The sequence below is a fragment of the Metabacillus sp. KH_069 genome (assembly GCF_057838075.1).
Map to the genome: position 1 here is coordinate 1,749,569 of NZ_CM174460.1, position 12,395 is coordinate 1,761,963.

The 12,395-nt window shown below is 40.7% G+C and carries 13 protein-coding genes; 7 read left to right on the forward strand and 6 right to left on the reverse strand.

Features of this window, described 5'->3' with window-relative positions:
* Positions 1–13 precede the first annotated feature (13 nt).
* The 3 genes from AC3ISE_RS08630 to AC3ISE_RS08640 form a co-directional block, all read right to left on the reverse strand.
* Positions 14–163 (reverse strand): hypothetical protein, encoded by a 150-nt coding sequence (locus tag AC3ISE_RS08630; protein WP_154318138.1) that lies wholly within the window; start codon positions 161–163, stop codon positions 14–16.
* Between the two features lie 156 nt (positions 164–319).
* Positions 320–1,987 carry a ribonuclease J1 gene (gene rnjA, locus AC3ISE_RS08635; protein ID WP_309191391.1) on the reverse strand — a complete coding sequence of 556 codons (1,668 nt, stop codon included), beginning with the start codon at positions 1,985–1,987 and terminating at the stop codon, positions 320–322.
* Positions 1,988–1,992: 5 nt separating this feature from the next.
* Complete coding sequence (locus AC3ISE_RS08640) at positions 1,993–2,202, reverse strand: DNA-dependent RNA polymerase subunit epsilon (protein ID WP_489223884.1); 210 nt, start codon at positions 2,200–2,202, stop codon at positions 1,993–1,995.
* 443 nt (positions 2,203–2,645) lie between these two features.
* Between AC3ISE_RS08640 and AC3ISE_RS08645 the strand changes: the two genes are divergently transcribed.
* Complete coding sequence (locus tag AC3ISE_RS08645) at positions 2,646–3,416, forward strand: Cof-type HAD-IIB family hydrolase (protein ID WP_489223885.1); 771 nt, start codon at positions 2,646–2,648, stop codon at positions 3,414–3,416.
* Between the two features lie 80 nt (positions 3,417–3,496).
* Here the strand turns inward: AC3ISE_RS08645 and def are convergent, their stop codons facing one another.
* Complete coding sequence (def, locus tag AC3ISE_RS08650) at positions 3,497–4,051, reverse strand: peptide deformylase (protein WP_489223886.1); 555 nt, start codon at positions 4,049–4,051, stop codon at positions 3,497–3,499.
* A gap of 264 nt (positions 4,052–4,315) precedes the next feature.
* A complete protein-coding gene (locus tag AC3ISE_RS08655) occupies positions 4,316–4,441 on the reverse strand; it encodes a YjcZ family sporulation protein (protein WP_489223887.1) in 126 nt (41 codons plus the stop codon).
* Between the two features lie 622 nt (positions 4,442–5,063).
* Here AC3ISE_RS08655 and AC3ISE_RS08660 point away from each other — a divergent pair.
* From AC3ISE_RS08660 to lpdA, 5 genes are all read left to right on the forward strand, one after another.
* Positions 5,064–5,741 carry a YkyA family protein gene (locus AC3ISE_RS08660; RefSeq protein ID WP_489224293.1) on the forward strand — a complete coding sequence of 226 codons (678 nt, stop codon included), beginning with the start codon at positions 5,064–5,066 and terminating at the stop codon, positions 5,739–5,741.
* Positions 5,742–6,251: 510 nt separating this feature from the next.
* On the forward strand, positions 6,252–7,367 hold the full coding sequence (gene pdhA, locus AC3ISE_RS08665) for a pyruvate dehydrogenase (acetyl-transferring) E1 component subunit alpha (RefSeq protein ID WP_070878991.1): 1,116 nt from the start codon (positions 6,252–6,254) through the stop codon (positions 7,365–7,367).
* A 3-nt stretch (positions 7,368–7,370) separates the two neighbouring features.
* The gene (locus AC3ISE_RS08670; protein WP_489223888.1) at positions 7,371–8,348 is read left to right on the forward strand and encodes an alpha-ketoacid dehydrogenase subunit beta; all 978 of its coding nucleotides are present in this window, start codon (positions 7,371–7,373) and stop codon (positions 8,346–8,348) included.
* Between the two features lie 171 nt (positions 8,349–8,519).
* The gene (locus AC3ISE_RS08675) at positions 8,520–9,887 is read left to right on the forward strand and encodes a dihydrolipoamide acetyltransferase family protein (protein ID WP_489223889.1); all 1,368 of its coding nucleotides are present in this window, start codon (positions 8,520–8,522) and stop codon (positions 9,885–9,887) included.
* Positions 9,888–9,890: 3 nt separating this feature from the next.
* Positions 9,891–11,303, forward strand: a complete 1,413-nt coding sequence (lpdA, locus tag AC3ISE_RS08680; RefSeq protein WP_489223890.1) for a dihydrolipoyl dehydrogenase — start codon at positions 9,891–9,893, stop codon at positions 11,301–11,303.
* A gap of 88 nt (positions 11,304–11,391) precedes the next feature.
* Here lpdA and AC3ISE_RS08685 read toward each other — a convergent pair whose 3' ends face one another.
* Positions 11,392–11,781: a hypothetical protein gene (locus AC3ISE_RS08685; protein WP_489223891.1), complete on the reverse strand. Its 390-nt coding sequence runs from the start codon at positions 11,779–11,781 to the stop codon at positions 11,392–11,394.
* 239 nt (positions 11,782–12,020) lie between these two features.
* Between AC3ISE_RS08685 and AC3ISE_RS08690 the strand changes: the two genes are divergently transcribed.
* Positions 12,021–12,272, forward strand: a complete 252-nt coding sequence (locus AC3ISE_RS08690; protein WP_489223892.1) for a hypothetical protein — start codon at positions 12,021–12,023, stop codon at positions 12,270–12,272.
* The last annotated feature ends 123 nt before the right edge of the window (positions 12,273–12,395 follow it).

A 12,395-nucleotide genomic window follows, 5' to 3' on the forward strand; every position in this document is an offset into this window, starting at 1 on the left:
ATGCGAATAAAGCTTATTGCTCTAATGGATATTGTTTTATTTGCTTACCGTCTAATTGCAGGAGAGTCACAACTTTTTTTGTGGCAGGACTGATGAGCTCTGCTTTAACCCCTTTATCTTTTAGACGCTGTACGAATTTTTCAAGAGAGGATGGCTTTTTCATTGATAGGCACTACCTTTCTATCATTTTCAAATTTGACTGAACGGTCAGTACAGTTCATTATACAGGATAGTTTCTTTTTCTTCAATATGATAGAGCGCACTTTACGACAGAATTTCTAATCCAAAAAAGCTGCCGGATTACCGGCAGCTTTTCTGCTTACACCTCCATAATGATAGGTAAAATCATCGGACGGCGTTTCGTTTTTTCGTAAAGGAAAGGCGCAAGCGTGTCTGTAATTTCATTTTTAATTTCAGACCATTGGCTTGTGCGGCGTTCCATTACTTTATTTAAATGTTTCGTAATCAGCACTTGTGCATCATTAATAAGATCTCCTGATTCTCTCATGTAAACGAAGCCGCGGGAGATAATGTCAGGACCTGCAGAAATTTTAAATTCTTTCATATTAATGCTCACAACTACAATGACTAATCCCTCTTCTGAAAGGATGCGGCGGTCACGCAATACGATATTTCCGATATCGCCAATTCCGCTTCCGTCAATATAGACAGAGCCAGAAGGGATTTTTCCGGCAACCGATACTTCGCGGTCGCTGAGGGCAAGAACTTCGCCATTATCCATGATAAAACAGTTTTCTTCAGCTACACCGCAGTCCTTGGCAAGTCTTGAATGCATAATCTGCATGCGGTACTCGCCATGAATCGGCATAAAATATTCCGGCTTCATTAAACGAAGCATCAGCTTTTGCTCTTCCTGTCCGCCGTGGCCTGATGTATGAACATCGCTTAAAGGACCGTGGATGACTTCAGCACCTGCACGGTAAAGCTGGTTGATCGTTCTGCTTACACTGATCGTGTTTCCAGGGATCGGAGAAGAAGAAAATACAACTGTATCTCCAGGAATGATTTGAATCTGGCGGTGTGTGCCATTTGCGATTCTGGAAAGAGCGGCCATTGGCTCACCCTGGCTTCCTGTACATAAAATAGTCACTTTATTGGCAGGAAGGCGGTTAATTTCATGCGGCTCAACAAATGTTTCCTTTGGACATTGAATGTATCCGAGATCTTGACCGATTGCAATCGCGGATTCCATGCTGCGGCCAAATACGGCAATTTTACGGTTATGCTGAACAGCTGCTTCAACGACTTGCTGAAGTCTGTGAATGTTTGATGCGAAAGTGGCGAAGATCACGCGGCCATCTACTTTGCGGAAGATTTCCTGAATGCTTTCGCCTACGCGGCGCTCTGACATCGTAAAGTGAGGAATTTCACTGTTTGTGCTGTCTGAAAGCAAGCACAGCACGCCCTCTTTTCCGATTTCAGCCATTTTCGTTAAGTTTGCAGGTTCTCCAACTGGTGTAAAATCGAATTTGAAATCTCCTGTATGTACGATATTTCCAGGCGGTGTTTTGACAACGATTCCGTACGAATCCGGGATGCTGTGTGTAGTTCTGAAGAAGGTAACAGACGTTTTTCTGAATTTAATGATGTCATCTTCTTTAATTTCATATAATTTAGCCTGACGCAATAAGCCATGCTCTTCAAGCTTGTTGCGGATTAGGCCGAGTGCAAGCTTGCCTCCGTATATAGGCACATTTACTTGCTTGAGAAGATAAGGGATACCGCCGATATGGTCTTCATGGCCATGTGTAATGAAAAGACCTTTAATCTTATCTTCATTTTTCACTAAATACGTGTAATCGGGAATAACATAGTCAATTCCAAGCAATTCCTCTTCAGGGAATTTAATGCCGGCATCAATCATAATGATTTCATCCTGGAACTGGACACCGTACGTGTTCTTTCCGATTTCTCCGAGTCCACCAAGTGCGAAAACCGCAACTTGATCATTTTTAACAAATTTCATAAAAATCAAATCTCCAATACTTTAAAGTTTTCGTTTTGTTTTTCGTATTCAAGAAAAGCGCCTTCAACTGATTGAATAAATTCAATATTATAAAAGCGGTCTTTTAGTTTATTTCTTGCGTCACCCTCTGTTTTAGCTTCAATAAAAAGGGTTTTCGTTTTTTCGCGGACAGGAACCTGAGTTAATTTCTCCTGATAATAAACTTTATATAGCATTGCCAAATCTCTCCTTAACTGCCGTATGTTAGACTAACTTGTTCTATTATATGCGATAATCGTCCCTAAGCCAACCCTCATAAGAGCTGGGCCTGTTTCTATTAGAAAAAAAACCCTCTAATTATAGGAGGGGTTTTTTTAAGCCATTGTTTTTCTGCCAAGAATACTATTCCATTGAGATCTTAATCTGCGTCGCAATCTTTTCATCATTTCCGTCTCACTCCTTATCTTGTCCAATTCGATGTGTGCCGAACCCTCGTAAATCTGCCAGACTTAGTATATGTGATAAAAAGGAAAGTTAACATGGGTATTTGTGGAAAATATTTGTTTTTCATGGTTTAATGTGAAGAGGTTAAACGTTTTCTGTTGAGAAGCGAAAAATTTTCCTTTATTATGAGTCTAGTTGTGGTTGATTAATTCAAACAGGTTAGGGGACGTTTTTTATGAACGGAAAAGTCATATTTTTTGATATAGACGGCACTTTATTAAATCATGATAAAGAAATACCGAATACGACACGGACAGCCATCGAAGATTTAAAAAAAGCAGGTCACCATGTTGCCATCGCAACAGGGAGGGCTCCTTTCATGTTTGAGGATCTTAGACAAGAGCTTGGAATCGATTCCTTTGTCAGTTTTAATGGACAGTTTGTTGTATTTGAAGGAAAAGTCATTTATAAAAATCCGCTTAATACAGAAAGACTGGAAGAACTATATGAATTTGCACGCACTTCAAATCATCCGTTAGTCTTTATGAGTGATGATACTATGATGTCAACAGAGTCAGATCATCCCTATATACACGAAAGCATGGGCAGCCTCAAGTTTATGCATCCGGAGCAGGATGCGGATTTTTACCGTAATCGCGAAATTTATCAAACGCTTCTTTTCTGTAAAGAAGGCGAAGAAGAAGATTATAAAAAATATGAAGATTTTCATATTATCCGCTGGCACGAGCTTGCTACTGATATTCTTCCTTTCGGAGGCTCCAAGGCTGAAGGCATCAAAAAGCTGATGGAACGCCTGGAGATCGAGAAGAAAGATGTTTATGCCTTCGGTGATGGATTGAATGATCTTGAAATGATTAAATATGTCGGCACAGGAGTAGCGATGGGGAATGCAGTTCCTGAGCTGAAGGAGCTTGCAGATGAAGTGACGACTGATGTAAATCAGGACGGTATCCTTAATGGGCTGAAAAAAGTAGGACTGCTGTAGGATCGTGTTTTCGCTTTGATTCGCACTAAACATATTTATTAATTAAAAAACCTGTCTGCTCATCATGCAGACAGGTTTTTTCAGCGTTCAATGGCAATGGCGCCTTCGGGTTCCTGCATAGGATCTTTTTCATTCATATGGTCATAAAACATAATCCCATTTAAATGATCAATTTCATGCTGAAACACAATAGACAGCAGACCGCGCAGTCTTAAATCGATTTCTTCGCCCTCAAGCGATACGGCTTTCACGCGGATTCTTGCATAGCGGGGTACATATCCCGGTACAGGGCGGTCGACAGACAGGCAGCCTTCACCGCTTGTTAAGTAGCTTTTTTCAATAGAATGGCTGACAATTTTCGGATTAAATAATGCATAACTGTGCAAAATTCCTTTTTCATCCGTCAGCCGAATGGCAATCATCCGTTTTGAAACGTTTATTTGCGGTGCAGCAAGTCCTATTCCAGGTCTTAAGCCGTATTTTTCAATCATTTCAGGATTTTGACTGTTAGAAACATAATCAAGTAAATCCTGCAGCGTTTTTTTGTCTTCATCAGAAGGAGGCATGGCAACTTCTTCTGCCGCCTTGCGAAGTGCCGGATGGCCTTCCCTGATAATATCATCCATTGTAATCACGGGGACTCACACTCCATTTCTTGTCTTACCAGGAAATTATAAAAGTCAAGAGGCAGTGGATATGGAAATAGGTTTCTGCGTCCATCTCCTGCGCCTGGATCCTCATTCAGAACAAGGCGCCTGCTCTTTTGATCCTAAATCATCTATATAAGTATAATGGAATTCCTGTCAAACGAAAAGTACAGCTTGTCCATTCAGGATAAGCGGCATCAATCATGCGGCTTGCCCACATAAAATGTGGGCATCATCGGCCGCAATCATTCATTAGCAGTGGCCTACGAAAGCAGCACCAACAATAATTAATAGAATAAACAATACTACAATTAAAGCGAAAGTGCGTCCGCCAGCAGCCGGGTAGCCGTAACCATATCCAGGGCAACATCCGTACATGTAAAAAACCTCCTTTTAGTATGACCCTCATCTTCTGTGCATTAGCCTGAGCGTCTAATATAAACTATGTCACGGCATGGAAAGTGTATAGACAAATGCCCAGATACAATAAAAAAATTGAGCTTTGCAAATAGCTTGGACAAGGAACAGCTGACATAGGGAGAAACCATACAATGGTCTCGAATGGTCATTAATTGGATGTAAGCTGTTATATATGTTTTTAGCGTTTACTTGCATTGACCGAACCGGCTTAAAACTGATCATCCCATCTTTTCAAAAGGCTCTTTTCGTAAACTTTGTTGCTTTTAGACTAAAAGTTGTAAACCTTAGTGGATTGCAGCGGATAAACTTGACTCCTGCGGGAAAATAGAGTCTCCCAGCCGGACCGCGAAAAGCAAGTGACTGGAGCGGAAAGGAACGGGCAATATTTTTTATCAAAACAACAATTTAAGCGAAAACAGCCTTTCAAAAAGGAAAACTCCGACTTTTGGGGTGAATTCTAATCTGACTGTCTGACCTAAACGGGCAATTCCTCTTTCTGTTAAAAGAAGATATTGTAAATAACCCGAGAACGTCTTATAGTTAAAGTGTTGAATGGTTAGGGGGACCCACGGTGAAAAAAATGTCTAAACCAATTTCCGCGGCGGCGGCAATCTTGATTGGATCGGTATTATTATCTGGCTGTTCCGGCTCTTCGCCAGAAGAAGAAATGTATACGGCTCTGGAGAAGGTTGTTTCTCTTGAGGATACATTTGAGCAGCAGCAGAAACCTTTAATTGAGCTTGAAAAAGAAGAAAATGAACTTTATGAAGAAATCATTTCTTTAGGAATGAAAGAGTACGATAAGATTGTTTCTCTATCAAAGGAAGCAGCCTCTGTGGTAGAGGAAAGAGAAAAGCGGGTAGAGGATGAAAAGAAAAGCATTCTTGATTCCAAAGAAGAATTTAAAAACATTGCAGAACTTTCAAAGGAACTGGAAGAAGACGGAGCGAAAGAGAAGGCGGAAAGACTTCAGGAGCTGATGCAGAATCGCTACGATTCCTATGATGCCCTTTATGCTTCATATAAAGAAGCCATTGCCTTAGATAAAGAGCTGTATCAAATGTTTCAAAAAAAGGATTTAAAACTCGAAGAGCTTGAAGCTAAAATTACTGAAATTAACAGCACCTATGAAAAAGTATTAGCTGAAAATAAAAAATTCAATGAGTATACAGAACAGTACAATCAGGCAAAAATGGACTTTTACAAGGAAGCAGAGATAGAGGTAGAGCAGCCGGAAGAAAATGCTTCAAAATCCTGAAAAACAGTTTCGTAAAACACCGCATGGCCTGCAGAGAATGATTTCTCTGCAGGTTTTTTGTATTCAGCAGTCAGACTGATGTATAAAGACAGCCCGAATCAGCATATTCAAACGGCTTCTTACTATAAATCTCTGTACCGTTTTTTATAATACAGATGAACAATTAGTTATAGTACAGATTGATAAAAAGGGAATAAAAGTAAAATAAAAACATGGGATATCTTTTCAGAATATCGATATAAATCAATTGACGAACTTATTTTTCATGGTGTACACTAATACATGTTGAAACGAATTGTATTAATTTCTTTCATCACTTAAATTAGTACAGATATTTGTACTGTCCAATACATAGAGAACGTTTCGGCATTCTCTCAGGTGGTATAAAGATATATAGAGGATAGCCTAAAAAAATGTGTCAGGCGTACTCATTTTGGGTAGGCTAATGCTGTATGTGTCAGTAATTATCTAGAACTATTTTTTTATAAGAGAAAGGATAGGTGACTAAATATGGCTGCTAAGACTAAAAATGCTGTTGTTGACAGCAAAAAGCAATTCGAAGGAATTGCAAAGCAGTTTGAAACGTTCCAAATTCTGAATGAACAGGGCGAGGTTGTAAACGAAGCTGCAATGCCTGATTTATCAGATGACCAATTAAAAGAATTAATGCGCCGTATGGTTTATACGCGTATTTTGGATCAGCGTTCTATTTCACTAAACCGTCAAGGACGTTTAGGATTTTATGCTCCAACAGCAGGACAGGAAGCATCTCAGATCGCTTCTCATTTTGCACTTGAAAAAGAAGATTTCGTTCTTCCTGGATACCGTGACGTTCCGCAGATCATCTGGCACGGACTTCCATTATATCAAGCGTTTTTATTCTCGCGCGGACATTTCCACGGAAACCAGTTCCCTGAAGATGTAAATGCGATTTCACCGCAGATCATCATCGGTGCACAAATCATCCAGACTGCTGGTGTAGCTCTTGGAATGAAAAAGAAAGACCTTAAAACTGTTGCAATCACTTATACGGGTGACGGCGGAGCTTCTCAAGGTGACTTCTACGAAGGAATCAACTTTGCAGGCGCTTATAAAGCACCGGCTATCTTTGTTGTTCAAAACAACAGATTTGCGATCTCTACTCCTGTTGAAAAACAATCTGCTGCTCAAACAATCGCTCAAAAAGCTGCTGCTGCAGGTATCGTAGGAATTCAAGTTGACGGTATGGATGCACTTGCTGTGTATGCTGCTGTGCGTGATGCACGTGAGCGCGCTGTTAACGGCGAAGGCCCTACATTGATTGAAACACTTACTTACCGTTATGGCCCTCATACTATGGCTGGCGATGATCCAACACGCTACCGTACAAAAGAGCTTGATAACGAATGGGAAGAAAAAGATCCTCTTGTACGTTTCCGCAAGTTCCTTGAAAGCAAAGGAATCTGGAACGAAGAAGAAGAGAACAAAGCAATTGAACAAGCTAAAGAAGATATTAAAGAAGCAATCAAAAAAGCGGATGAATATCCAAAACAAAAAGTAACAGATTTAATGGATATCATGTACGAAGAAATGCCATTCAATCTGAAAGAGCAATATGAAATCTACAAAGCAAAGGAGTCGAAGTAAGCCATGGCTCAAATGACAATGATTCAAGCAATCACTGATGCGCTGCGCACAGAACTTAAAAATGATTCTAACGTCTTATTGTTCGGAGAAGATGTTGGTGTAAACGGCGGCGTATTCCGTGCTACTGAAGGATTACAAAAAGAATTCGGCGAAGACCGTGTATTTGATACACCTCTTGCTGAATCAGGAATCGGCGGTCTTGCGATCGGTCTTGGATTAACAGGATTCCGTCCTGTTGCTGAAATTCAATTCTTCGGTTTCGTTTACGAAGTAATGGATTCTATTTCAGGCCAAATGGCTCGTATGCGCTACCGTTCTGGCGGACGCTGGTCGTCTCCAGTTACAATCCGTTCACCATTCGGCGGAGGCGTTCATACACCTGAACTTCACGCTGACAGCTTAGAAGGTCTTATGGCTCAGCAGCCTGGTGTGAAAGTTGTTATTCCTTCAACTCCTTACGACGCTAAAGGACTTTTAATCTCTGCTATCCGCGACAACGACCCTGTCGTTTTCCTTGAGCATATGAAACTTTACCGTTCTTTCCGTCAGGAAGTTCCTGAAGAAGAATACACAATTGAAATCGGCAAAGCTGAAGTGAAAAGAGAAGGTTCTGACCTTTCAATTATTACTTACGGCGCAATGGTGCATGAGTCATTGAAAGCAGCAGAAGAGCTTGAAAAAGACGGAATTTCTGCTGAAGTAATCGACCTTCGCACAATCAGCCCGATCGATATCGACACAATCATTGCATCTGTTGAAAAAACAGGCCGCGCAATTGTTGTACAAGAAGCTCAAAAGCAAGCGGGAATTGCAGCTAACGTTGTTGCTGAAATCAATGACCGTGCAATCTTAAGCTTAGAAGCTCCTGTACTTCGCGTGACAGCTCCAGACACTGTATTTGCTTTCTCTCAAGCTGAAGGTGTATGGCTGCCAAACTTCAAAGATGTTATTGAAACAGCTAAAAAAGTAATGAATTTCTAATTATACATTCTGAGAAAAGAAATCAGAGGGTCCCGGAAGAATGGCGTGTTTATGTTCCATGATCAGCGCGGCGCGGCCGCGTGAAAGCAGTTGAACAAACATCAAATGTTAATTCTTTTGAAACCTGCAAACTGGTTTCTTTTCCATATGAAAAATAGGAGGTAATATACCGTGTCTTTCGAATTTAAAATGCCGGATATCGGTGAGGGTATCCACGAAGGTGAAATTGTAAAGTGGTTTATCAAGCCTGGCGATGAAGTAAACGAAGATGATGTACTGGCTGAAATCCAGAATGATAAAGCAGTCGTTGAAATTCCTTCTCCTGTAAAAGGAAAAGTTATTGAGCTTAAAGTTGAAGAAGGAACTGTTGCGACAGTTGGACAGACTCTTATCACATTTGATGCTCCAGGTTACGAAAACCTTAAATTTAAAGGTGATGACCATGGGGATGAGCCTGCTAAAGAAGAGCCGAAAAAAGAAGAAGCTCAAGTACAGGCAACTGCTGAAGCTGGCCAAGATGTGAAAAAAGAAGAAGCTCCTAAACAAGAAACAACAGAAGCTACTGGTGCAGGTGCACAGGATCAGGCAGACGCTGATCCAAACCGACGCATCATCGCAATGCCTTCAGTCCGCAAATATGCTCGTGAAAAAGGCGTTGAAATCCGCCAAGTATCAGGATCAGGCAAAAACGGACGCATTGCAAAAGAAGACATTGATGCATTCTTAGAAGGCGGCTCTAAACCTGCTGAAACACAAACTGAAGCTCCTCAAGCAGAAGCTAAAGAAGAAAAAGCAGAGCAAAAAGCACCGGCTAAACAAGCTGTTCCAGAAGGTGACTTCCCTGAAACACGCGAAAAAATGAGCCCGATGAGAAAAGCGATCGCTAAAGCAATGGTTAACTCAAAACATACAGCTCCTCACGTAACATTAATGGATGAAGTGGATGTGACGAAACTAGTTTCTCACAGAAAACAGTTCAAAGGTGTTGCAGCCGAGCAGGGTATTAAGTTAACATATTTACCGTACGTAGTGAAAGCTCTTACATCAGCGCTTAAGAAATATCCGGTTCTAAACACTTCTATCGACGACAAAACAGAAGAAGTTGTTCAAAAGCATTACTACAACATCGGTATTGCTGCTGATACAGAAAAAGGACTTATGGTTCCAGTTGTTAAAAATGCAGAACGCAAATCAATCTTTGACATTTCTGATGAAATTAACGGCTTAGCAACTAAAGCACGCGACGGTAAACTTTCTGCTGCGGAAATGAAAGGCGCATCTTGTACAATTACAAACATCGGCTCAGCTGGCGGACAATGGTTCACTCCAGTAATCAATCACCCAGAGGTTGCGATTCTTGGAATCGGCCGCATTGCTGAAAAAGCAATCGTAGTTGACGGTGAAATTGTTGCTGCTCCAGTGCTTGCTTTATCATTAAGCTTTGACCACCGTATGATCGATGGCGCTACAGCACAAAATGCACTAAATCACATTAAGCGTTTATTGAACGACCCACAACTTATTTTAATGGAGGCGTAATCGATGGTAGTAGGAGATTTCCCTATTGAAACAGATACTCTTGTCATTGGTGCGGGACCTGGCGGCTATGTAGCTGCCATCCGCGCTGCACAATTAGGACAGAAAGTAACAATCGTAGAAAAGGCAAACCTTGGCGGCGTTTGCTTAAACGTTGGATGTATTCCTTCTAAAGCATTAATCGCTGCAGGTCACCGTTTTGAGCATGCCAAGCATTCTGAAGACATGGGAATCAAAGCTGAGAACGTAACAGTTGATTTTACGAAAGTTCAAGAATTCAAAGCTGGCGTTGTGAAAAAGCTTGTCGGCGGAGTTGAAGGACTTCTTAAAGGCAACAAAGTTGAAATCGTTCGCGGCGAAGCATATTTTGTAGACAGCGAATCTATTAAAGTAATGGATGATAATTCATCTCAAACTTATAAATTCAAAAATGCAATCATTGCTACTGGTTCACGTCCGATCGAAATTCCTGGATTCAAATATTCTAAACGCGTTCTTGATTCGACTGGCGCACTTAGCTTAAATGAAATTCCAAAGAAAATCGTTGTAATCGGTGCAGGATACATCGGAACTGAACTTGGAACAGCTTATGCTAACTTCGGTTCTGAAGTTGTATTCATCGAAGCGATGGATGAGATCCTAATGGGCTTCGAAAAACAAATGAGCTCACTTGTAAAACGCAACCTTAAGAAAAAAGGAAACGTTGAAATTCATACAAAAGCAAAAGCTAAATCTGTTGAAGAAACAGAAAACGGCGTAAAAGTAACATTTGAAGTAAAAGGCGAAGAGCAGACAGTTGAAGCTGACTACTTGTTAGTAACAGTTGGACGCCGTGCTAATACAGACGAGCTTGGTCTTGAGCAAGTAGGCGTTGAAATGTCAGACCGCGGCGTCATCAAAATTGATAAGCAGTGCCGCACTAGCGTTTCAAACATCTTTGCAATCGGCGATATCGTTGAAGGTCCTCCGCTTGCACATAAAGCTTCTTATGAAGGCAAAATTGCTGCTGAGGTAATCGCTGGCGAAAACGCTGAAATTGATTACTTAGGAATTCCTGCTGTTGTATTCTCTGAGCCGGAACTTGCTTCAGTAGGTTACACAGAAGCACAAGCTAAAGAAGAAGGACTTGAGGTTGTTGCTGCTAAATTCCCATTTGCTGCAAATGGACGTGCACTATCTCTTAACCAAACAGACGGTTTCTTGAAACTTGTTACACGTAAAGAAGACGGTCTTGTTATTGGAGCACAAATTGCTGGTGCTGCAGCTTCTGATATGATTTCAGAGCTTAGCCTTGCAATCGAAGCAGGTATGACTGCTGAAGATATTGCAATGACTATCCACGCGCATCCAACATTGGGAGAAATCACAATGGAAGCTGCTGAAGTGGCAATCGGAAGCCCGATCCACATCGTAAAATAATAGGAAAAACCCCCTTAATGTTCAGCATTAAGGGGGTTTTTTTACAAAATAAAAAGGCGGCTATTTTAAATAGAACCACCTCAGGTGATTAACGCTGTCCGCTGCTCCCTGATAAAGCTTTAATGACAGGGGTAATAATCTCTTCTTTATTCCCTACGTGCCCTTCAATTTGGAAGATCACTTGATTATCGTCCACTACAACAAGAGAAGGATATTTTTCTACTTCAAACGAATACTTTTCTTCCGCGCTTGGCTCAATAAATTGCAAACCTTCAACTTCTTCTGGAAAATCCCGTTTTAAGTCAATGAGTGCGTCATAATAGACGGATTCCCGATATTCATCTTGTTCATCTGAAAAGAATAATAGCTTTCTTTCTTCCGGTTCGGGCTTATTAATCGCTTCAGAAGTGAAATTCAAACTGCAAGATGATAGAAGAAATACTGGCATGATGAAGGCGACAATAACCGACTTTGCCATATTGCCCACCTCTTTAAATTGAAATGGTCTTAACATACCGTTCTTTTTAGAATGAAAAACCAATACTTACTACCTATTTTTATAATGCCGTCATGCTAAATTAATGCTATTTTATCATGTTTTCCGAATATTCCCCTGAATGTTACCTATTTGTTACATAAATGAAAAATATACAGCAAGTATGTCGCATAACTTAAATACTAGTGATATAACGGTAGAGCTAAAGAAGGGGAGTAAAGATGAAATGGCCAATGATTATTTTTCTGCAATGTATGATATGGGGCAGCTATTTGGTGGTGGAGCGGCTTTCTGAAAAAGATTCTCTGCAGGCAAAAATGATCTTGCTCGGGGTCTTTTTGTACATAGCATATATTATGGCGGCATCTCTTTCACAATCAAAAAAAATCTCTTTGATTGTGACGGCTGCAACTGCCGCGGCGGCGTTCTTCTGCAAAGATGAATTTCTCTTGCTGATTAGAACTTTTATTTAATTGCACTGTCTTCATAAAAAAGAGGCTGGGACGTAACGATCATCTCCTGAATGAAAGCCGAACATTGAATAGTGCGAAAACCATTAAAAGAAAGGCTATTTTCGCATAGATTGTTGTTTTTTA